At 72.9% G+C, this 21406-nt stretch carries 16 protein-coding genes; 6 read left to right on the forward strand and 10 right to left on the reverse strand.

The genetic code is table 11. The annotated features are described in order from the left end of the window. Positions 1-14 precede the first annotated feature (14 nt). The gene (locus ABD363_RS27515) at positions 15-932 is read left to right on the forward strand and encodes an alpha/beta fold hydrolase (protein WP_344608282.1); all 918 of its coding nucleotides are present in this window, start codon (positions 15-17) and stop codon (positions 930-932) included. 228 nt (positions 933-1160) lie between these two features. Here ABD363_RS27515 and ABD363_RS27520 read toward each other — a convergent pair whose 3' ends face one another. The 5 genes from ABD363_RS27520 to ABD363_RS27540 all read right to left on the reverse strand — a co-directional run bounded on the left by ABD363_RS27520 (position 1161) and on the right by ABD363_RS27540 (position 8781). Further along, entirely contained in the window at positions 1161-3206 is a 2046-nt protein-coding gene (locus ABD363_RS27520; RefSeq protein ID WP_344608284.1) for an RICIN domain-containing protein, read from the reverse strand. A 128-nt stretch (positions 3207-3334) separates the two neighbouring features. Continuing rightward, positions 3335-5377: a beta-galactosidase gene (locus tag ABD363_RS27525; protein ID WP_344608286.1), complete on the reverse strand. Its 2043-nt coding sequence runs from the start codon at positions 5375-5377 to the stop codon at positions 3335-3337. Between the two features lie 61 nt (positions 5378-5438). Next, positions 5439-6782, reverse strand: a complete 1344-nt coding sequence (locus tag ABD363_RS27530) for an ABC transporter substrate-binding protein (RefSeq protein WP_344608288.1) — start codon at positions 6780-6782, stop codon at positions 5439-5441. A 120-nt stretch (positions 6783-6902) separates the two neighbouring features. Further along, positions 6903-7847, reverse strand: a complete 945-nt coding sequence (locus ABD363_RS27535) for a carbohydrate ABC transporter permease (protein ID WP_344608290.1) — start codon at positions 7845-7847, stop codon at positions 6903-6905. 7 nt (positions 7848-7854) lie between these two features. After that, positions 7855-8781, reverse strand: a complete 927-nt coding sequence (locus ABD363_RS27540) for a carbohydrate ABC transporter permease (RefSeq protein ID WP_344608292.1) — start codon at positions 8779-8781, stop codon at positions 7855-7857. Positions 8782-9151: 370 nt separating this feature from the next. On the opposite strand from ABD363_RS27540, the gene ABD363_RS27545 reads away from it, so the two are divergent. Continuing rightward, positions 9152-10153 carry a LacI family DNA-binding transcriptional regulator gene (locus tag ABD363_RS27545; protein WP_344608311.1) on the forward strand — a complete coding sequence of 334 codons (1002 nt, stop codon included), beginning with the start codon at positions 9152-9154 and terminating at the stop codon, positions 10151-10153. Between the two features lie 284 nt (positions 10154-10437). Here ABD363_RS27545 and ABD363_RS27550 read toward each other — a convergent pair whose 3' ends face one another. Then, positions 10438-10938, reverse strand: a complete 501-nt coding sequence (locus ABD363_RS27550) for a carboxymuconolactone decarboxylase family protein (RefSeq protein ID WP_344608294.1) — start codon at positions 10936-10938, stop codon at positions 10438-10440. Between the two features lie 120 nt (positions 10939-11058). Between ABD363_RS27550 and ABD363_RS27555 the strand changes: the two genes are divergently transcribed. Both ABD363_RS27555 and ABD363_RS27560 read left to right on the forward strand, forming a co-directional pair. Continuing rightward, positions 11059-12051 (forward strand): pirin family protein, encoded by a 993-nt coding sequence (locus ABD363_RS27555; RefSeq protein WP_344608296.1) that lies wholly within the window; start codon positions 11059-11061, stop codon positions 12049-12051. A 197-nt stretch (positions 12052-12248) separates the two neighbouring features. Next, entirely contained in the window at positions 12249-13238 is a 990-nt protein-coding gene (locus tag ABD363_RS27560) for a Gfo/Idh/MocA family protein (protein ID WP_344608298.1), read from the forward strand. Positions 13239-13445: 207 nt separating this feature from the next. Here ABD363_RS27560 and ABD363_RS27565 read toward each other — a convergent pair whose 3' ends face one another. From ABD363_RS27565 to ABD363_RS27580, 4 genes are all read right to left on the reverse strand, one after another. Continuing rightward, complete coding sequence (locus tag ABD363_RS27565; RefSeq protein WP_344608300.1) at positions 13446-14888, reverse strand: GH1 family beta-glucosidase; 1443 nt, start codon at positions 14886-14888, stop codon at positions 13446-13448. A 158-nt stretch (positions 14889-15046) separates the two neighbouring features. Beyond that, positions 15047-15973, reverse strand: coding sequence for a carbohydrate ABC transporter permease (locus ABD363_RS27570; protein WP_344608302.1), 927 nt, complete (start codon positions 15971-15973; stop codon positions 15047-15049). A 12-nt stretch (positions 15974-15985) separates the two neighbouring features. After that, positions 15986-16981, reverse strand: a complete 996-nt coding sequence (locus ABD363_RS27575; protein WP_344608304.1) for a carbohydrate ABC transporter permease — start codon at positions 16979-16981, stop codon at positions 15986-15988. Positions 16982-17073: 92 nt separating this feature from the next. Further along, entirely contained in the window at positions 17074-18387 is a 1314-nt protein-coding gene (locus ABD363_RS27580; protein WP_344608306.1) for an ABC transporter substrate-binding protein, read from the reverse strand. A gap of 300 nt (positions 18388-18687) precedes the next feature. Here ABD363_RS27580 and ABD363_RS27585 point away from each other — a divergent pair, with 300 nt between their 5' ends. Together ABD363_RS27585 and ABD363_RS27590 are read left to right on the forward strand one after the other, a co-directional pair. Beyond that, the gene (locus tag ABD363_RS27585; RefSeq protein ID WP_344608307.1) at positions 18688-19704 is read left to right on the forward strand and encodes a LacI family DNA-binding transcriptional regulator; all 1017 of its coding nucleotides are present in this window, start codon (positions 18688-18690) and stop codon (positions 19702-19704) included. Positions 19705-20248: 544 nt separating this feature from the next. Continuing rightward, positions 20249-21406, forward strand: a 1158-nt coding sequence (locus tag ABD363_RS27590; protein WP_344608309.1) for a cysteine desulfurase family protein, incomplete at its 3' end; no start/stop codon positions are given.

Below are 21406 nucleotides of genomic sequence, written 5' to 3' on the forward strand. Positions count from 1 at the left end.
ACGGAGTCGCCACCGTGACCGACCGCGGCCCCGCGCCCTTCCCCCTGCACCTGCTGGCCCCGCCCGACCCGGCGGTCCTGCCCCTGCCGCACCCGGCCCGCCCCGCCGACGGCGTGCGGCTCCTGCGCGGCGCCGTCTACGCGGTACCGGACGGCAGCCGCCCGCTGGCCGTCGACCTGTGGCTGCCCGAGGACGCCGCCGGACCCGTGCCCGTCGTCGTCTTCGTCCACGGCGGCGCCTGGCGCACCGGCCTGCGCGACGACCTCGGCCCCCGCTTCCGCCACTGGCGGCCGGGCCCCTTCGCCCGGCTGGCCCGGGCCGGGTTCGCGGTGGCCTGCCCCGACTACCGCCTCAGCGGCGAGGCCCCGCACCCGGCCCAGACCGACGACCTGGCCGCCCTGCTGGCCTGGCTGCGCACCCGCGCCGCCGGCCTCGGCCTGGACGCCGCGCGGCCCGTGCTGTGGGGCGAGTCCGCGGGCGGGCACCTCGCCGCCCTGACCGCCCTCACCCAGCCCGCCGGCACCGTCGCCGGCTGCGTCACCTGGTACGCCCCCACCGACCTGACGCACCTCGCCGACGATCTCCCCGAGGGCGCGTACGACACCCGCGACCCGGCCACCTTCGAGGCCCTGCTGCTCGGCGGCGCCCCGGCACAGCGGGCCGGGGCGGCGCGCGACGCCAGCCCGGTCACCCGGGTGACCTCGCAGGCGCCGCCCTTCCTCCTTCTGCACGGCGCCGACGACGTCCTGGTCCCCGCCCGGCAGTCCGTCCGCCTCGCAGAGGCCCTGCGCGCGGCCGGTCACCAGCCGGACCTGCGCCTGGTCACCGGCGGCAACCACCTGTGGGTGGGCCTGTCCGACGAGGACGTCGAGAACTGCTACGTCCGCACCGTGGACTTCGCCCGCCGCTGCACGGGCGCCGAAGGGGGCTGAGCCGGACGGCCCGGCGGCACGGCACGCCAGGTCACTCCGCGCGGTGATCGGCCGCAGGAGGCGCGCGGGCGTCCCGGCGACGACCACCATCGGCGGGACGCCGGCGGTCACCACGCCGTCCGCGCCGACGACCGGTCCGCCTCCCACCGCCACGCGGGCAGGACCACCGCGCCGGCCCCGGCCCGCACGCCGTCCTCGTCGCGCACCGGTGCCGGCGGGGGCGGGGGATCAGTTCCTGCCGGAGGTCACGTCGGTGATCGTCCAGCGCTGGTTGGAACCGGAGTTGGGCGGCCAGGTGGTGACCGCGGCGCCTTCGTGGGTGGCCTGCCCGCCGATCTCCAGCAGGCGCCCGGTGGCGGCGTTGACCAGGGTCCAGGTGCCGTCCCCGGTGGTCGACGCGATCCACTCGGCGGCCGCGTCGCGCCGTCCGGTGTCCGGTTCGGCCACCGGTACGTCGTTCCGCACGGCCAGGCGCCTGCCGTCCACCGGGTTGGTGAAGACGTAGCGGTCGCCGGTGCCGCTGCCGGGGCGCACCCGGCTCAGCCGCCACTGCTGCGCGGCGGAGCCGTCGCCCGTGCCGATGACGAGGCCGGTGCCGTCGTCCGCGACGGTGACCGCCTTGCCGCTCTGCACGCCGGTCAGGGTGTAGGTGTGGCCCTTGCGCAGCAGCGGGGCGTCCTTCGCGACGCCGGAGACACCCCGGACGACGAAGGACGTCACCGACTGCGCGGGCACCGTGAAGGTGGCCGCGCGGCCCGTGACCCTGACGGGCGCGTGCCGTTCGAGCTTGCCGTCGGCGCTGGTCACGACGGGCGTGACGGTCGCGTCGCGGCTCACGGTGCGGAACTTGGACAGGTCGACGGTGACCTCGCGCGCCTGGGTGGCGCTGTTGACGTGGACGAGCGAGGCGCCCTTGCCGTCCCTGGTCACGGCGGCCGCGCTGGAGGTGTCGTCCACCTTGATCAGCCGGTCGCCGGGCCTGATGAAGTGGGTGAAGTTGCGCGCGGTGTCGAACTTGGTGTTGGTGCGGACGGGGCAGGTGTCGAGGGTGTCCTGCGAGGTGCAGCTGAACGGCACCTGGATCTCGCCCCAGTTGCCGCCCCTGGCGGACTCGCCGCCGGGCTTCATGTTGTCGTAGTCCTCGACGGGCTGCCAGAACACCCAGGCGCGCGGCTCCAGTTCCCGCAGGTCGTCGACGATGCGCTGGGCGAGGCCGAGACCGGGGCGCATGTCCGTGAAGCTCTGCCCGTCGCCCCAGTCGCCCTCCACCTCGCTCATCCACAGCCGCTTGCCCTCGGCCTTGGCCAGGTCGCGCACGGTGGTGCGCTGGCCGGTGCCGTAGGTGTGCACGTTCATCTGGCCGACGAGGGCGCGGGCCTCGGCGGAGTAGGCGTTCCAGTTCTGGGCGAAGAGGGACGGGTTGGTCTCGTCCATCGCGGAGATCTCCGCCTCGGTTCTCGCCTTCCGCAGCGCCGGGGCGAGCGCCCGGAGCACCTTCTGCTGGAGCTCGGGGCCCATGTGGGCGCCCTCCTGACGGCCGCCGACGGGTTCGCCGTCCGGGCCGAGCCGGGTGCTCCAGTAGGTGGTGTTCGGCTCGTTGAAGGGGTCGACCGTATCGACCTTGATGCCGTGCGCCTGCTCCAGCCGCCTGGTCGCGCCGGCCAGGTAGGCGGCGAAGTCGTCGACGGACTCGGCCTTGAGCTGGTCCTCGGACGCGTCGAACCCGCCCGAGACGTAGCCGCTGACCGTCATGAACCAGGGCGGGGAGTTGCTGAACGTCTCCCAGTGGGTGATGTCGTCCTTGATGCGGTCGACCCACCAGCGCTGGGTGGCGTCGGCGTCGTCGTTCCAGTCGGCCGGATCGCCGGCGTCCCACCAGTCGGTGTCCTCGCGGGTGGTGCCCGCGGGGGCCCGCCACCAGCCCTCGACGGCGCCGCCGGCGCGCAGGTAGTCCTTCACGTCCGGGGCGTTGCCGCCGCCGATGTTGTAGCGGGCGATGTTCAGCGCCAGGCCGTCGTCGCCGAAGAGGAGCGCGGCGAGCTTCTCGCGTATCTCCTTCGGGTAGTCGCCGGTGGCGTTGGCGAACCAGACGAGGCTGGTGCCCCAGCCCTCGAACGGCTCCTGCTGGTAGGAGGGGTCGGGCCGGACGGTGACGGAGGGGACGTCCGCCGCCTGCGCGGTGGGCGGCGGGGCGGACACCAGGGTGGCCCCGGTGGCCAGGGCGGTGATGCCGGCGGCTGCGAGCAGCCGTCTGCTGCGGGTACGGCGTGCCATCGGTGTGCTCCCAACTGAGGTGTGGTCGCGCTCTGGTGGACCTCCCGCCCCGCGCACGGCGGGACGGGAGGGACGGCCCCCGCAACGGGTGCGTGCCGTTCCGGGGAGTCGTGGGGTGCGGGTACGGCTCAGGCGGCCGGCTGCCGCAGGACGGCGACCGCGCGGGGCCCGAGGACGAGGGAGCCGTCGGCTCCCGTGCCGCCGAGCAGCACCTCTCCGGTGAGGCCGGGCACCGTGACGGCCTCGTCGGTCCTGTTGACCAGGAACACGAACCGGGCGTCGGCGTTCCGGCGCACGGTCGTCTCGACCAGCCCCCGTACGGCAGCGGGCAGTTCGCTCGCCACGCCGGCCGGTTCCAGCAGCCGCGGCAGCAGGGCGGTGAGCCCTTCGACGCCGAGCCGGGTGGAGACGTAGGCGGCCGAGCCCCCGCCCGTCGGACGCCGGGTGACGGCGGGCCGTCCGGCGTGCACGCCGGTGCGGTAGCGGGACAGCACCTCGGTCCCGGGGGCGGTGACGGTGATCCGGTCGGTCCACAGGCTGCCGGTCGTCGCGTCGTCGAGTGCGACGGTGTCGCCGGCGAGCAGCGGCCCGAACTCCTCGATGCGGATGCCGAGCAGGTCGCGCAGCGCGCCGGGGTAGCCGCCGAGCCACACGTGGTCGTTCTCGTCGACGACGCCGGAGAAGTACGTCGTGACGAGGTGGCCGCCCTGTTCGGCGTACCGGGTGAGCGTCTTGGCCAGGTCGGCGGTGACCAGGTGCAGCACGGGGGCGATCAGCACCCGGTGGCGGTGCAGGTCGGCCCGGGTGGTGACGAGGTCGGCGCGGATGCCGAGGGCCAGCAGGGCGGAGTACCAGTCCAGCGCCTCCTGCCGGTAGTCGAGCAGGGAGGTGGGGTGGGAGTCCTGCTCGCTCGCCCACCACGACTCCCAGTCGTAGAGGATGCCGACCCGGGCGGGCTCCCGCTCGCTGCCCGCGACGGGGGCGAGCGCCTTCAGGGTCGCGCCGAGCTCGGTCACCGCGCGGAACAGGTCGCTGTCCGGCCCCGCGTGCGGGACCATCGCGGAGTGGTACTTCTCGGCGCCGGCCGCGGACTGGCGCCACTGGAAGAAGCACACCGCGTCGGCTCCGTGCGCGACGTGCAGCAGCGAGTCGCGGGCCAGCTCGCCGGGCCGCTTGGCGACGTTGACGGGCTGCCAGTTGACGGCGCTGGTGGAGTGCTCCATCAGGAACCAGGGCCGCCCGCCGGAGATGCCGCTGGTGAGGTTGGCGGAGAAGGACAGCTCGTCGCGGTCCTGCGGACCCGGGTGGACGTAGTGGTCGTTGGAGACGAAGTCGATCTCGCCGGCCCAGTCGGGGTAGTTCATGCCCTTGGTGCCGCCCATCACCATGAAGTTGGTGGTGACCGGGACGTCCGGCGTGATCTCCCGCAGGATCGCGCGTTCGGCGCGCAGGTGGTCCTTCAGCGCGTCCGACGAGAAGCGCTTGAAGTCCAGCTGCTGGGTGGGGTTGGGATGCGAGGCGGCCAGCCGGGGCGGCAGGATCTGCTCCCAGTCGGTGTACCGCTGCGACCAGAACGCCGTTCCCCAGGCGTCGTTGAGCGCGTCGAGCGTGGTGTAGCGGGCGCGCAGCCAGTCGCGGAAGGCGCGGGCCGCGTCGTCGGAGTAGTCGTACACGTTGTGGCAGCCCAGCTCGTTGCTGACGTGCCAGGCGACCAGGGCCGGATGACCGGCGTAGCGGGTGGCCATCTCGCGGACCAGGCGCAGCGCGTACCGGCGGAAGACCGGCGAGGTGGGGCGCCAGTGCTGGCGCGCCCCCGGCCACAGGGTCTCGCCGCCCGCGGTGACCGGGAGGATCTCCGGGTGGGCCGTGGTGAGCCACGGCGGCGGGGACGCGGTGGCCGTGGCCAGGTCGACGCCGATGCCGCCCGCGTGCAGGAGGTCCATGACCTCGTCCAGCCAGGCGAAGTCCCACTCGTCCTCGGCCGGCTGGATGCGGGCCCAGGAGAAGATCCCCACCGACACGAGGTTCACGCCGGCCTCGCGCATCAGCCGGACGTCCTCCTCCCAGACGGAGCGGGGCCACTGCTCGGGGTTGTAGTCGGCGCCGTAGACGAGGCGCGGGGCGAGGTCACCGTCCGCCCCGCTGCGGCGGGACAGGAGGGTGGAGATCATGGCGGTCCTTCCGGGGGTGGGGCACCGGGGCGGCGCGGGGTGTGCGCGCCGCCCCGGCGTGCTACTTCTCGACGGTGAAGCCCTGCTCGGCGCCGTACTCGACGGAGGCGTCCTGCCACGCCTTCAGGCCGTCGGCCAGCGTGGTGCCGGAGACGTAGGCCTTGCCGACGGTGTCGTTGAAGATCGAGTTGGCGTACACCTGGTACGGCAGGTACGACCAGTCGTCGGCGACGTTCGCGGCGGCCTCGGCGAAGACCTTGTTGGCCTGCTGTCCGCCGAAGTAGGGGAACTCGGTGTCCTGGAACGCCTTGGAGTTCAGCTGCGCGGTGGTCGCCGGGAACGCGCCGCCCTTCACCCGGGTGTCGACGCCCTTGCCGACGTTCGCGTACTCGACGAAGGCGTAGGCCAGTGCCTCGTTCCCGCCGAGCTCGGGCAGGGTCAGGGCGCTGCCGCCGTTCTCCGCGCCGGCCCGGGCGCCCGCCTCCCACTGCGGCAGCGGGGCGACGCGCCAGTCGCCGGCGGCGTCCTTCACGCCGGAGGTGAAGTTGGCGGGCATCCAGGCGCCGGTGGCGAGGGTGGCGATGGTGCCGTCGCCGAGGCCCTTGTACCACTCGTCGGACCAGCTGGTGACGGGCGCGAGGAGCTTCTCGTCGAGGAGCTTCTGCCAGGTGCCGGTGTACTTCCTGGCGCCCGCGTCGGAGAAGTCGATCCTCACCTTGGTGCCGTCGACCCGGTAGGGGCGGGAACCGGCCTGCCACAGCAGGCTGGTGGTGAAACCGGCGTCACCGGCGTCGTTGGTGATGTACGCCTTCGGGTCCGCCTTGTGCAGGGCGCGGGCCGCGTCCACGTACTCGTCCCACGTCGTGGGCACCTTGATCCGGTACTTGTCGAAGACCTTCTTGTTGTAGAACAGCGCCATGGGGCCGGAGTCCATCGGCAGGCCGTGGACGCCCTCGCCGCCGGCCTTCACGCTGTTCCACGGGCCGGGGGAGAACCGGCCGGCCAGCTTGCCGGCGCCGAAGCCCCTGAGGTCGGTGAGCTGCTCGGTCAGCGCGTACTGGCCCAGGGCGTAGTACTCGATCTGGGCGACGTCGGGGACGCCCTTCTTGGCGGAGATGGCGTTCTGCAGCGCCTTGTACTGGTCGTTGTGGGTGCCCGCGTTGACCAGGTTCACCTCGACGCCGGGGTGCTCCTTCTCGAAGTCGGCGGCGACCTGCTTCAGGGTGGGCTCCCACGCCCAGACGGTGATCGTGCCGCCCTTCTCCAACGCGGCCCGGACGTCCGCCTCGGAGACCTTCTTCGGGCTCGAGCCGGAGTCGTCGGAGCCGCCGCAGGCGGTGGCGCCCAGGGCGAGGGCGCAGACGAGGCCGATGCCGCGCAGCAGGCGGCGGGAGGGCATGCGCATGGTCGTGCTTCCACTTCTTCGTGGCCGAAACCGTGACCGATGGGGGTTGCAGGGGCAGGGGCCCGCGCGGCACGCACGCGAAGGCGCGGGGCCGCACGGTCGTGCGGTGGGGGAGCGGCGCTATTCCTTGACGCTTCCGGCGGCGAGTCCGGACTGCCAGTACTTCTGCAGCAGCAGGAACGCGGCGATCAGCGGGACGATGGTGATGAGGGAGCCGGTGATGACCAGGTGGAACACGGGCTGGCCGCCGGCCGTCGAGGCCTGGGCGTTCCAGCTGTTCAGGCCCAGGGTCAGGGGATACCAGTCCGGGTCCTTGATCATGATCAGCGGCAGGAAGTAGTTGTTCCAGGTCGCGACCATGGTGAACAGGGAGACGGTGACGATGCCCGGCGCCAGCAGCGGCAGGGCGACCCGGAAGAAGGTGCGCACCTCGCCGGCGCCGTCGATGCGGGCCGCCTCCAGCAGCTCGGTCGGGATCGCCTCACCGGCGAACACCCACATCAGGTACAGGCCGAACGGGGAGATCAGGGAGGGAACGATCACCGCCCACGGGGTGTCGGTGAGCCCCATGCTGCTGAACATCAGGAACGTCGGCACCGCCAGCGCGGTCCCCGGCACGGCCACGGCGCCGATGACGACGGCGAACACCGCGCGGCGTCCCGGGAAGTCGAACTTGGCCAGCGCGTAACCGCCCAGCACGGCGAGGAAGGTGGCGCCGCCCGCGCCCAGGACGACGTACAGGACGGTGTTCAGCAGCCAGCGGGTGAAGACGCCGTCGTCGTAGGTGAACGTCTCGGCGATGTTGTCCCACAGGGCGAAGTCGCCGTCGAACCACAGGCCGAACGAACGGGACAGCCCCTGCTGGGTCTTGGTGGCGCTGACGACCAGCCAGGCCAGTGGCACCAGGCTGTAGAGCAGCACCAGGCCGGTGAGCACGGTCAGCAGGACGCTGCGCCGGGGCCGGGAGGGGGAGTGGCCGCGCCGGGGCGTGCGCAGCCGGGACGCGGGGCCGGACGCGCGGGAGGGCGCGGAGCGGCCGGGGACGTCGGCGACGGTACTGGTCATCGCTGCTTCACCCTCCCTTGCGCAGGCCGCGCAGCTGGACGACATAGGCGATGACCATGGTGATCAGTCCCATGACGATGGCGACCGTCGCGGAGTAGTTGTGCTGCTGGCCGGAGAAGGACAGCGAGTACGTGTAGGAGTTGGGGGTGTAGTCGGTGGTGATGGCGTTGGGCGCCAGCTTCTGCAGGACGCTCGGTTCGTTGAAGAGCTGGAAGCTGCCGATGACGGAGAAGATCGTCGCGATGACCAGGGCACCGCGGATCGCGGGCAGCTTGATGGCGGTGATGACCTGGATCTGCCCGGCGCCGTCGATCTCGGCCGCCTCGTACAGCGAGTGCGGGACCACGCGCAGCGCCGAGTAGAAGATCAGCATGTTGTAGCCGACGAACTCCCAGGTGACGATGTTGCCGATCGAGGTCAGCACCAGGTCCGAGGAGAGCGGGTCGGGCAGGGACAGGCCGAAGGCGTCGTTGAGGTCGCCGACGAGGCCGAAGCGCGTGCCGTACATGAAGCCCCACATGAGGGTGGCGACGACGGCCGGCACCGCGTACGGCAGGAAGACCGAGATGCGGAAGAAGTTCCTGCCGTAGAGGCGCCCGCTGTCCAGGGCCAGGGCCACCAGGAGGGCGATGCCGAGCATGACCGGCACCTGGACGCACAGGAAGAGCGAGACGCGGCCGAGCGCGGCCCAGAAGTTCTCGTCCTGCAGCGCCTGCCGGTAGTTGTCGAGGCCGACGAAGGTGGTCCCGCCGATGAGCTGGTCGCGGAAGAGGCTCAGATAGACCGAGTACGCGATCGGAGCCAGGAACACCACGGCGAAGACGGCCACGAAGGGGCCGATGAAACCCCACCCCGTCCAGGAGCGGCGGTCCCGTCTCGCCGGGGGCGGTGCCGGCCGCGGCCCGGCGGCCGCCGGCGGTTGCAGCGTCGTCATGTCGTTCCTCGCTCGTCCGCACTTGTGGAACCGATGGCGTGGACCGGACCGGCCGGACGGCACACCCCCACCTAATGTTTGCGTAAACATCGGCGGCCCAAAAAAAGGCGGCGAGCTGTTATGTTTACGTAAACATCTGGTGGCGGCATGTCTACACTGCCCCGATGACGACGGTCAAGGGTCCTTCGGGGAAACCATGACGCGGACAACGACGGAAGGCGGCTGACGACGAGTGGACTCGGCTGAGAGGGCGCCGGCGAGCCTGCCCGGCCCGGCCGTCGAGCGGGCCGGAACCACCGGTGATCCGGCCGGCGGCGCTTCGAAGCGCACCGGTGACCGCGCCCGGCGCGGTGTCCGGACCACGGCCTCGATGGCCGACGTGGCCCGCCTGGCGGGCGTCTCCTCGCAGACCGTCTCCCGGGTCTCCAACGGCTATGCCGGAGTGCACGAGGAGACCCGCCGTCAGGTGCTGGCCGCGATGAAGGAGCTCGGCTACCGGCCCAACAGCGCGGCCCGCGCGCTCAAGCGCGGCGAGTTCCGCACCATCGGCGTCATCACCTTCACGCTCGCCACCACCGGCAACGTGCGGACCCTGGAGGCGATCGCCACCTCCGCGGCGCGCGAGGGCTACGCGGTGACGCTGCTCCCGGTCGCCGTGCCCACGCAGGACGAGGTGCGCGGCGCGTTCTCCCGGCTGGAGGAGCTCGCCGTCGACGCGGTGATCGTCATCATGGAGGTCCACCTGCTCGACGCGGTGACGATCACCCTGCCGCCGCACGTCCAGGTCGTGGTCGTCGACTCCGACGCCGGCGACCACTACACGGTCGTCGACACCGACCAGGCCGGCGGCACCCGCGCCGCCGTGCAGCACCTGCTCGACCTCGGCCACCGGACGGTGTGGCACCTGGGCGGCCCGGCGGACTCCTTCGCCGCGCAGCGCCGCACGGACGCCTGGCGCGCCGCCCTCACCGAGGCCGGCCGCGTCCCGCCGCCGCTGATCCGGGGGGACTGGTCGGCGGAGTCGGGCTACCGCGCCGGGCTCGAACTCGCGGCCCGCGAGGACTGCACGGCCGTCTTCGCGGCCAACGACCAGATGGCCCTCGGCCTGCTGCGGGCCCTGCACGAACGCGGCCGGCGGGTGCCCGAGGACGTCAGCGTCATCGGTTTCGACGACATCCCCGAGGCGTCGTCCTTCCTGCCGCCGCTGACCACCGTCCACCAGGACTTCGCCGAGGTGGGACGGCTCTGTGTCGAGGCCGTGCTGCGCAAGATGCGCCAGGAGGGCCCGGAGCGGGGCACCACGCTGGTGCCGACGCGGCTGGTGCTGCGGGAGAGCACGGCCCCGCCGGGGCGGGACCCGAAGCGGCCCTGACGCACCGGCCGTCCGCCGCGGCGGACGGCGGATGCGGGGCGCGGCCGGGCGCCCGGGCCGCTCCGTCGGCCGGCGGCCGGTGCGTACCACCGCCGTGACCACGGTAATATGGATCTTGCGCGAGCCGCTCGAGGACGGGCGGTGAGACGTGCGTTGGTGGTCCAAGGAAAGACGCCCCGCTTCCCGTGGGGAGATGCAGGTGCAAGGCCTGCCCAGCGCTCGACCGAGGGGTTCTGCTCCCGCACCCGTGCGGGAGCAGAACCCCTTCCGCCGTTCCGGGCCCGTCAGGCGTCGCGCTCCTGCCGGGGGACGGCGCGCACCGGGTGCTTGCTCAGCACGGAGACCCGGTTGAAGGCGTTGATGGTGATCGCCACCCAGATCACCGCGGACAGCTCGTCGTCGGTGAAGACCCGGCGCGCCGCCTCGTAGGCGTCCTCCTGGAGGGCGGCGTCCGCGGGCTCGGTGACGGCCTCGGCCAGGGCGAGCGCCGCGCGTTCCCGGGCCGTGAACACCTCGGTGTCGCGCCAGGCGGCCAGCACCCCCAGCCGCTGCGGGGTCTCGCCCGCGCGCAGCGCGGCCCGGGTGTGCAGGGCGAGGCAGTAGGCGCAGGCGTTGATCTGCGACACGCGGAGGTTGACCAGCTCCACGAGGACGCGGTCCAGGCCCGCGTCGGCGGCGGCCGCGCGGGCCTCCACGGCCGTCTCGAACAGGGCGTGGTAGACCTTGGGGTTCTGCTTGTCGATGAAGACCCGCCGGCCCTCGGGGCCTGCTGCCGTGTCGCTCAACCCGGACTCCTTCGTGGATCTGGCGTCCCTCGCTCCTTGTGCCGTGCACTCTACGGGGCGGAGACTTACCATCGACATGATTGTTGAATATCAAACTACCTTTGGTGAGAGGGGCGTGCGATGAGCAACTCCGAGGTGCGGCCCGCCGGACCGCGCTGCGAGGCCGCGGGCCGCGGCGCGCCCGCGGGGCAGGCCGGCGTACTGCCGCCGCGGGCCGTGCCGCTGGGCGGCCCGCGGGCGATGACGGTACGGCGCACGCTGCCGCAGCGGGACCGGACGCTGATCGGGGCCTGGTGCTTCCTCGACCACTACGGCCCCGACGACGTGGCCCACACCGGCGGCATGGACGTCGCCCCCCATCCGCACACCGGACTGCAGACCGTGAGCTGGCTGTTCAGCGGAGAGATCGAACACCGCGACAGCCTGGGCAGCCACGCCCTGGTCCGGCCCGGTGAGCTGAACCTGATGACGGGAGGCCGCGGCATCAGCCACTCCGAGGTCTCCACCCCCCGCACCACGGTCCTGCACGGCGTGCAGCTGTGGGTGGCCCTGCCCGGGGAACACCGCGACACCGGCCGCGACTTCCGGCACTACGTCCCGGAGCCGGTCCGGCTGGACGGAGCCGACGTCAGGGTCTTCCTCGGCACCCTCGCCGGCGCCGCCTCCCCGGTGCCGACCTTCACGCCCCTGCTCGGCGCCGAACTCCTCCTCGCGCCGCGCGCGACCGTCGCACTGGAGACGGACCCCGCCTTCGAGCACGGCCTCCTCGTCGACGAGGGCGAGGTCCGGTTCGCCGGGACCCTGCTGCGCCCGGCGGAGCTGGGCTGCCTGGACGCCGGACACGCCACGCTGACCCTGACGAACGAGACGGACGCCCCCGCCCGGACCGTGCTGCTGGGCGGGACGCCGTTCCAGGAGGAGATCGTCATGTGGTGGAATTTCGTCGGCCGCAGCCACGAGGACATCGTCGCGGCCAGGCAGGCGTGGCAGAACGCCTCCGACCGGTTCGGAACGGTCGACGGCTACGCCGGGGAGCGCCTTCCCGCCCCCGCCCTTCCCCACGCCACCCTCACCCCGCGCGGGAACACGGCGCGCCGCGGAGCGGACGGGTGACTTCCCGCCGCCCCGCGCCACGGCCCGCCCGTGCGGCGAGGGCGCCCGCGGCTGCTTCCCGCGCGGCCGGCCCACTCCCGTCCGGCGCCCGCGAGCCGGTCGCGCGCTGTCGGGCGGACCGGGTCTCGCCATGGGTGGGAACGTGCCCATAGAGTGCGGGGGCAGTTCTGCGACCATCATCGAAGCGGGAGAAGCACGTGAGCGAACAGCCCATCCGCTGGGGCATCCTGGCGACCGGCGGCATGGCCGCCGCCTTCACCGAGGACCTGCTGCGTCTGCCGGACGCGCAGGTCACCGCGGTCGGGTCCCGGTCGGCGGACGCCGCGCGGCGGTTCGCGGCGAGGTTCGGCATTCCCCGGGCCCACGGCAGCTGGCAAGAGCTGGCGGCCGACCCGGAGGTGGACGTCGTCTACGTGGCCACTCCGCACGCCCACCACGTGCCGGCGGCGACGGCCTGCCTGGAGGCGGGCAAACCGGTGCTGTGCGAGAAGCCGTTCTCGCTCAGCGGCCGGCAGGCCCGCGAGCTGGCCGAACTGGCTGGCAAACAGGGCCTGTTCCTGATGGAGGCGATGTGGACCCGCGTCAACCCCACCGTGCTCCGTGTCGCGGACCTGGTGGCCGACGGCGCCATCGGCGAGGTCCGCGCGCTGCACGCCTCCTTCGGGGAACGGGTGACCGCACCGCCGGAGCACCGGCTGTGGGACCCGGCGGCGGGCGGCGGCGCCCTGCTCGACCTGGGCACCTACCCCGTCTCCTTCGCGCACCTGCTGCTCGGGACCCCGGACACCGTCACCGCCCACGCGTGCCTGTCCCCGCAGGGCGTCGACGCGCAGACCGGTGTCCTGCTCGGATACCCCGACGGGGCGATGGCCGTGCTGTCGTGCTCCCTGCTCGCCCGTGACGAGCACCGGGCGGCGGTGTACGGAACCGCGGGACGCATCGAGATACCGGCGGACTTCTTCAACCCGCGCTCCTTCGTGCTGCACCGCGACGGCCACGAGCCGCAGACCGTCACCGCCCCGCCGCAGGAGGGCAACGGCTACGGACACCAGGCCAGGGAGGTGATGCGCTGCCTGCGGGCGGGCCTGACCGAGTCGCCGCTGGTGCCGCTGGCCGACACCCTCGCGGTCATGGAGGTCCTGGACACGGTGCGGGAGCGGATCGGGGTGCGCTACCCGGGGGAGTGACGGCCGGGCGGCCGCGACCGGGAGGGGCGGCCGGCGCGCCACGGCGGTCCGCCGCCCCTCGGTCGGCCGTGGCGCGCCGGCGCCGGGGCCGGGCGCGGGCCCCTCGACGCAGGACGAGCCCGCCCCCGGGACCCGGTGGACCGGGCGTCGGGGGCGGGCTCGCGGTGCGGCGTCGTGCGGGGCGGTGGGCGCCGCACCGGGCCGGGGTCAGGCTCCGGGCAGGACGCCGGTGCGGGCCACCTGGGCGTACCAGCGGGCGCTGGCCTTGGGGATGCGCGTGCCGGTCGGGTAGTCGACGTAGACGATGCCGAAGCGCTTGCTGTAGCCGTGGGCCCATTCGAAGTTGTCCAGCAGGGACCACAGGAAGTAGCCGCGGACGTCCACGCCGTCCTGGACGGCCTGGTGCACGGCGGCCAGGTGGCCGCGCAGGTAGGCGATCCGCTCCGGGTCGTTGACGTTGCCCTCGGGGTCGGCGTAGTCGTGGAACGCGGCGCCGTTCTCGGTGATGACCAGCGGCAGCCGGGGGAAGTCGGCGGCCAGCCGCTGCAGCAGTTCGTACAGGCCGGTCGGGTCGATGGCCCAGCCCATGGCGGTGGTGTCGCCCGGGGGCTGGTGGAAGGCGACCCCGTCGGCCGCCGGCCACGGGCTGTGGGTGCTGTTGCCGTGCCCGTCGGAGGTGTGGGTGCCGCTGCCGTCCGCCTGGGAGACGAGCGTGGGCGAGTAGTAGTTGACGCCGAGGAAGTCCAGCGGCTGGTGGATCTGCGCGAGGTCGCCGTCGCGCACGAAGGACCAGTCGGTCAGCGCGGCGGTGTCCTTGAAGAGGTCCTCCGGGTAGGCGCCGCTCAGCATCGGGCCGGTGAAGACCCGGTTGGCCAGTGCGTCGATGCGGCGGGCGGCGTCGGCGTCGGCGCCGCTGTCGGTGCGCGGACGCACGTGGTGGACGTTGAGCGTGACCGAGCACCGGGCGTCCGCCGGGATCCGGTCGCGCAGCGCCTGCACGGCCAGCCCGTGGGCCAGGTTGAGGTGGTGGGCGGCGCGCAGGGCGGCGACCGGATCGGTGCGGCCGGGGGCGTGCACACCGGAGCCGTACCCGAGGAAGGCGCTGCACCAGGGCTCGTTGAGGGTGGTCCACGTCTTCACCCGGTCACCGAGGGCGTCGGCGGCCAGGGCCGCGTACTCGGCGAACCGTTCGGCGGTGGCGCGCTCCGGCCAGCCGCCCGCGTCCTCCAGCTCCTGCGGCAGGTCCCAGTGGTAGAGGGTGGCGACGGGCTGGATGCCCTTGTCCAGCAGCTCGTCGACGAGACGCCGGTAGAAGTCGAGCCCCTTCTGCACGGCGGGACCGCGGCCGGTGGGCTGGATCCGCGGCCAGGCCAGGGAGAAGCGGTAGGCGCCGATGCCGAGTTCGGCCATGAGGGCGACGTCCTCGCGCCAGCGGTGGTAGTGGTCGGTGGCGATGTCCCCGGTGTCGCCGTTGCGGACCCGGCCCGGGGTGCGGGCGTAGGTGTCCCAGATGGACGGCGTGCGGCCGTCCTCGGCCGCGGCCCCCTCGATCTGGTAGGAGGCGGTCGCGGTGCCCCAGAGGAAGCCCTCCGGGAAGGTGCGGTCGGTGTCCGGGGCGGATGCGGTCTGCTGCTGTGCTGCGGTGACCACGTGTGTCCTTTCGGGTGAGGGGGTGGGGGCGCGTACGGGCCGAGCGGATGCGCGGTGCCCGGGCGGCGCGCGGGGCGGGCCGCCGGGGGAACCGGGGGGTGGCCCGCCCCGCCCCGGGGTCCGGGCGCCGGAAGGGGCCCGGGGGTCGGTTCGGCGGGTCAGCCCTTGACGGCGCCCTGCATGATGCCGCTGACGATCTGGCGGCCGAACACGATGAACATCGCCAGCAGCGGCAGCGTGCCGAGGAGCGCGCCCGCCATGATCAGGGACTGGTCGCGGATGTAGCCGGCGCTGAGCTGGGTGAGGGCGACGGGGACCGTCGGGTTGGTCATGTCGAGTACCACGAACGGCCAGAAGAAGTCGTTCCAGGCGTGCACGAACGTGATCATGAACAGCACCGCCATCGCGGGGCGCGCGATGGGCAGCACGATGCTCCAGAAGATCCGCAGTGAGTGCGCGCCGTCCACGCGGCCGGCCTCGACCAGCTCGTCCGGCAGCGCCTCCGACAGGTACTGCCGCATGAAGAAGACGCCGACCGCGCTGACCAGGGTGGGGAAGATGACCGCGGGCAGCTGCTGCGACCAGCCCAGCTCGGACATCATCATGAACAGCGGCACGACACCGAGCTGCGGCGGCACCATCATGGTGCCGATCACCAGCATGAGCAGGACGTTGCGGCCCTTGAACCGCAGCTTGGCGAAGGCGAATCCGGCCAGCGTCGCGAAGAACACCGTGGACAGGGCGATGGTCCCGGCCACGATCGTGCTGTTGATCATGGCCTTGCCCATCGCCGCCTCGTCCCAGGCGCGGGCGAGGTTGTCGAAGAGGTTCGGGCCGGGCAGGAACGGCGGCGGTGTCTGGCTGACGCGGGTGTTGTCGGTGGAGGCCGCCACCATCGTCCAGTACAGCGGGAAGATCGACAGGATCGCCGTGATCGCGAGCAGCACGTAGGCGAGCGGGCCCGCGTGGTGCTGGCGGCCGGCGCGCTGCCTCAGCAGCCGGCGGCCACCGCGGCCGGCGGCGGTCTTCTGCGGGGAGGTCCGGGCCGGGCTGTCCGTCCGGACCGGGAGGCTTTCTGTGGTCATGGCGTCTCCTGGTCAGGACGTGCGGGAGCGCAGGCGCCCGATCAGGCGCTGCGCCACGAAGACGAGGACGAGCAGCAGGAACATCGCCCAGGCGACGGTCGCCGAGCGGCCCATCTGGTAGTTCTTCCAGCCCTCCTCGTACAGCAGCAGACCCAGCGTCTGGTACTGGTTGTCCGCGCCGCCGGTCACGCCGTTGGGCCCCTGGCCGAAGATCAGCGGTTCGCCGAACAGCTGGGTCGCGCCGATGGTGGAGAGCACGATGGTGAAGACGATGGTGGAGCGGATCCCGGGGACGGTGACGTGGGTGAACTGCTTCCAGCGGGAGGCGCCGTCCAGGGCGGCGGCCTCGTACCGGTCGGCGGGGATGGCCTGCATGGCGGCCAGGTAGAGCAGCGCGTTGTAGCCGGTCCAGCGCCAGATGACGATGGTGGAGATCGCGATCTGCGCGGGCCACTTGTCGGCCTCCCAGTCCACCGGGTCGGCGCCGACCAGGCCGAGCGCCCAGTTGATCATGCCGAAGTCCCGCTCGAAGAGCATGGTGAACACGAGGGCGGCGGCGCCGACGGAGGTGGCGTAGGGCACGAGCGAGGCGACGCGGAAGAACAGCGAACCGCGCATCCGGTAGTTGAGCAGGTGGGCCAGGCCGAGGGCCATCAGCAGCTGCGGCACCGTGGAGATGACGCCGATCGTGATGGTGTTCAGCAGCGCGTTCCAGAACCGGGAGTCGTTCCACAGCTCGACGTAGTTGTCGAACGCCACCCACTCCATGACGTCGAGGGTGGCCAGTTCCACCCGGTGCAGGGAGATCCAGGAGGTGTAGACGAGGGGGTAGAAGCTGAACGCGGCGAACACGACGAAGAACGGTGCGACGAACGCGTAGGGCGCGCCCTTGACGTCCAGCCGGTGCAGCAGCGCGCCGCGTCGCCGGCCGGCGCCCGCGCCGCCCGGCTTCGGGGACGGGCCTTCACGCCCCTCGCCGACCTGGGCCTTGGTGGTGGAGGTGGCCACCGGACTTCCTTCCTGAGAACAGATGGGTGAGCCGGGGCCGCCGGACCCGACGACGGAACGCGGGCGGGTCCGGCGGCCGGAGGGGCGGCGGGTCAGCCGACCGCCTTCTCGATGCGGTCCGCGGTGGTCTTCCACGCCTCGTCGCGCGAGGCGCCCTGCTGCTCGATCAGGGTCAGGCCCTGGGAGAAGGTGTCCTTGATCGTGCCGTCCTTGCGGCCGAGGACCTGCTTGTCCGGGATCTCCTGAGCGGCCTCGCCGAAGATCCGGCCGATCGGGGCGTTGTTGAAGTACTCCGCGGTGACGCTCTTGACCTCGGTGCTCTCCAGCGCCTTCTGCGAGGACGGGACGCTGCCCTGCTTCTGGAAGATGTGGGCCTGCTGCTCCGGCGCGGTCAGCCAGGCGACGAGCTTCTTGGCCTCCTCCTTCACCGGGCTCTGCTCGACCACGCCGAGGAAGGAACCGCCCCAGTTGGCGCCCTTGGGGGCCTTGGCGACGTCCCACTTGCCCTTGTTCTGCTCGCCGGCCTTCTCACCGATGTGGCCGAGCATCCAGGCCGGGCAGACGGCCGTGGCGAACGTGCCGTTGGCCAGTCCCGGGTCCCAGCCCGGCTGGAACTGGCGGAGCTTGGCGCTCAGCCCGTCCTCGGCCGCCTCGGCGGCGAGGTTCCAGGCCTCCTTGACGGCCGGGTTGGTGTCGTAGATCAGGTCGCCCTTGGCGTTGTAGTACTGCTCCGGGTAGCCGTAGACCATGGCGTTGAACAGGCCGCTGGCCGCGTCCATGTACGCCACGTCACCGCCCTTGAAGTCCTTCTTGAAGGTGCGGCCGACCTCGACGTACTTCTCCCAGCTGCCCTCCCACAGCTTGGCGACCTCCTCGCGGTCGGTGGGCAGGCCGGCCTTCTCGAAGTAGTCCCTGCGGTAGCAGACGGCCATCGGGCCGATGTCGGTGCCCAGGCCCAGCACCTTGCCGTCCTCGGTGGTGATCTGGGACTGCTTCCACGGCAGGAAGTGGTCGGTGCCCGCCACGTCCGAGAAGTCCGCGAACTTGCCGGCCTGGGTGTCGACGATCTCCTTGGCCCGGCCGATCTCGATGCCCTGAATGTCCTTCAGGCCCTTGCCGGCGGCGAGCCTGGTCTGCAGGGCGGTGTAGTACGTCTGCTCGTCGCCGGCCACCTCGGCCTGGATGTCGACGTTCGGGTTCTCCTTCTCGTACTGCTCCAGCAGGCCCGTCTCCTTGAAGCCCATCACCCCGTACATGCCCATGGTGATGACGACCTTGCCGTCCTTCTTGCCGCCGCCCGTCACGGAGTCGTCGCTGCTGCTGCAGCCGACGACGAGCGAGAGCGCACCGGCGGCCGCGACCAGCGCGACCGCTCTCGTACGCGACGACCTGTGAACAGTGCCCATGTTTCTTCCTCCAAGCGACGGCGCTGACGCACCGGAGTGACAAGTCCCGTGATGTCCAGGGCGGCTGTGACGATCGGTGGGAACGTACCCACCGGTGGGTGGGAACGTGCCCACCGACGGGTGGAAGACTCGTCCCGGCAGACGCCCTGTGTCAATAACGTGAACGCAACTTGTTGCTGGAGCCGGTGCCTCCGTTCGTTTGGTAGGCCCGGTGGGGTGCTGCTTCGGCCATGGCGTCTGCCACAATTGCCGCTGGTCAGTCCGCGGCCGCTGCCGCCGCGGTCACCGAGGGAGGAGCGCATGACAGGGAACCGCCGCCCCACCATCAAGACGGTCGCCGCCCGAGCCGGGGTGGGACGGACGACGGTGTCCCGCGTCATCAACGGCTCGGACCTCGTCAGCGCCGACGCGCGGGCCAGGGTCCTGGCGGCGATCAAGGAGCTCAACTACGTCCCCAACTCGGTCGCCCGCGGCCTGGTGACCAACCGGACCAACGCGGTGGCGCTGGTGATCCCGGAGTCGGAGAGCCGGCTCGGTTCGGAGCCGTTCTTCGCGGGACTGATCCGCGGTGTCAGCGGTGCGCTCGCCGAAACCCGGACCCAGTTGCAGCTGATGCTCGTGCGCGACCAGTCCGAACGGGACCAGCTGACCGCGTCGGTGGCGACCCGCCGGGTCGACGGCGTGCTGCTGGTCTCGGTCCACGCCCACGACCGGCTGCCGGGCATGCTGGAGGAGATGGGGCTGCCCACCGTGCTGGCCGGCCGCCGCGACGAGCGGGAGCGGCTGAGCTACGTCGACTCCGACAACGCCGGGGGCGCCGCCGCCGCCGTCCGGCACCTGCTGGGCAGAGGCAGAAGACGCGTCGCGACCATCACCGGGGCGCTCGACATGGACGTCGGCCGCAGCCGGCTCGCCGGGTGGCGCGACGCCCACCGCGCGGCGGGGGTGCCGGCCGACGAATCCCTGGTCGAATTCGGTGACTTCACGGAGGAGGGCGGCCGTCGGGCGATGCGTTCGCTCCTTGAACGCGCCCCGGACCTGGACGCCGTCTTCGCCGCCTCCGACCTCATGGCCGTCGGCGCCCTGGCCGAACTGCGTTGCCAGGGACGGCAGGTGCCGGGTGACGTCGCCGTCGTCGGTTTCGAGGACTCCGTCCTCGCCCGCCACACCAACCCGCCGCTGACCACGGTGCGCCAGCCGGTCGAGGAGCTCGGCCGGACGATGGCCCGGATCCTGCTCACCGAGATCACCGAAGTCGCCGCGGGACGGCAGCAGTTGACGCTCCCCACGGAACTGATGGTGCGTGAGTCCTCCTGAGGCGGAAGCCGGGGACCCGCCCGTGCGCCCGGCCGGAGCGCTGCCCGGAGACGCCCGGCCGGCCCCTCGGGCCTCGCCGCCGGCGCGGTCGCGGCGGCCCGCCGGGGCCGGCCCGGAGTTCGGCCGGCGGCCGCACGATCACCGCATCGGCGGCCGTGTGATCACCGCATCCGGCGCCCGCGTGCGGTATTCCATGGATCATGGAGGATCTCCCGGCGGAGGCCGCCGTCCCGCGTCCGGGGACACGGCCGGCCCCGCGTGCGAAGGCACGGCCGTGTGACGCGTCCGCGGCCGGCGGCGAGGCGTCGGCCGGTGGACAGCGCCCGCAGCCGCTGGATCCGCTCGCCCCGGGCGAGACGGCCGGCCGCACCGACGCGCTGCCCGAGAGCACCGGGAGCGTCGCGTACCGCCGTGGCGGGCACCGCGTCCCGGCCCGTGCCGCGGTGCGGCCGCCGGCCGGCCGCGGGCGGCGCGCCATCCGGCGCAGCGACGGCCCGGCCGAGCGGCGCCCGGCGCAGCTGCCCGTCGACGCGGCGGAGCCGGTGTGCCCGGCCCGCTCCCGCCGCCTCCGGAGCACCCCGGCGGGCCGGTCTACCTGGACTACAACGCCACCACCCCCGTCGACCCGCGGGTCGCCGAGGCGATGGCGCCGTACCTGACCGGCTTCTTCGGCAACCCCTCCAGCAGTCACTCCTGCGCCGAGGTCCCGCGCCGGGCGCTCGCCGAGGCGCGCGCACAGGTGGCCGCCCTGATCGGAGCCGAACCCCACGAGATCGTGTTCACCTCCTCGGGCTCCGAAGCGGACCTGCTCGCCCTGCGCGGCGCGGTGCTGGCCTCCGGCCGCGCCCGGCCGCACCTCATCACCCAGGCCACCGAGCATCCGGCCGTGCTGGAGACGGCCCGTGCCCTGCGGCGCCTGCACGGCGTACGGGTGACGGTGCTGCCGGTGACCGGTGACGGGCTGGTCGACCCGGCCGCCCTCGCCGCCGCCCTCACCGGGGAGACGGTGCTGGTGTCGGTGATGGCCGCCAACAACGAGACCGGCGCTCTCCAGCCCGTCGCCGAACTCGCCGCCCTCGCCCACGCCCACGGCGCGCTGTTCCACTGCGACGGCGCCCAGGCCGCCGGGAAGATCCCCCTCGACGTCCGGCGGCTGGGCGCCGATCTGCTGACCATGGTCGGACACAAGATGTACGCGCCCAAGGCCACGGCCGCCCTGTTCGTACGCGACGGCGTACGGCTGGAGCCGGTCGTCTACGGCGGCGGCCAGGAACGCGGCCTGCGCGCCGGCACGGAGAACGTCGCCCTGGCGGTCGCCCTGGGCACCGCCTCCCGGCTCGCGGGCCGGGAACTCGCCGACGGCCGGGCCGGGCGGGTCGCCGCGCTGCGCGACGCGCTGCACCGGCGCCTGGCCGACGCGCTGCCCGGCCGGGTCCGTCTCAACGGGCCGGCCGGGGCGCGCCTGCCGAACACGCTGAACGTCAGCATCGACGGCACCCTCGGACACGAACTGCTCGCCGCCTGCCCGCGGATCGCGGCCTCGACCGGTTCGGCCTGCCACAGCGGCGCCCACGCCCCGTCTCCGGTGCTCCGCGCCATGGGCCTGCCCGTCGGCCGGGCACTGGGGGCGCTGCGGCTGTCACTGGGCCGCTGGAGCTGCGAGGCCGACGTCGACGCGGCGGCGGCCGCGCTGATCCGCGCG

The sequence above is a fragment of the Streptomyces glaucus genome, from assembly GCF_039533365.1.
Lineage (GTDB): Bacteria > Actinomycetota > Actinomycetes > Streptomycetales > Streptomycetaceae > Streptomyces > Streptomyces glaucus.

Bases quoted from the DNA above. Each gene is read 5' to 3' on its own strand.
- ABD363_RS27530 (WP_344608288.1), bottom strand. From the start codon at position 6,782: ATGCGCATGCCCTCCCGCCGCCTGCTGCGCGGCATCGGCCTCGTCTGC.
- ABD363_RS27555 (WP_344608296.1), top strand. From the start codon at position 11,059: ATGAGCAACTCCGAGGTGCGGCCCGCCGGACCGCGCTGCGAGGCCGCG.
- ABD363_RS27540 (WP_344608292.1), bottom strand. From the start codon at position 8,781: ATGACGACGCTGCAACCGCCGGCGGCCGCCGGGCCGCGGCCGGCACCG.
- ABD363_RS27535 (WP_344608290.1), bottom strand. From the start codon at position 7,847: ATGACCAGTACCGTCGCCGACGTCCCCGGCCGCTCCGCGCCCTCCCGC.
- ABD363_RS27585 (WP_344608307.1), top strand. From the start codon at position 18,688: ATGACAGGGAACCGCCGCCCCACCATCAAGACGGTCGCCGCCCGAGCC.
- ABD363_RS27545 (WP_344608311.1), top strand. From the start codon at position 9,152: ATGGCCGACGTGGCCCGCCTGGCGGGCGTCTCCTCGCAGACCGTCTCC.
- ABD363_RS27580 (WP_344608306.1), bottom strand. From the start codon at position 18,387: ATGGGCACTGTTCACAGGTCGTCGCGTACGAGAGCGGTCGCGCTGGTC.
- ABD363_RS27520 (WP_344608284.1), bottom strand. From the start codon at position 3,206: ATGGCACGCCGTACCCGCAGCAGACGGCTGCTCGCAGCCGCCGGCATC.
- ABD363_RS27570 (WP_344608302.1), bottom strand. From the start codon at position 15,973: ATGACCACAGAAAGCCTCCCGGTCCGGACGGACAGCCCGGCCCGGACC.
- ABD363_RS27525 (WP_344608286.1), bottom strand. From the start codon at position 5,377: ATGATCTCCACCCTCCTGTCCCGCCGCAGCGGGGCGGACGGTGACCTC.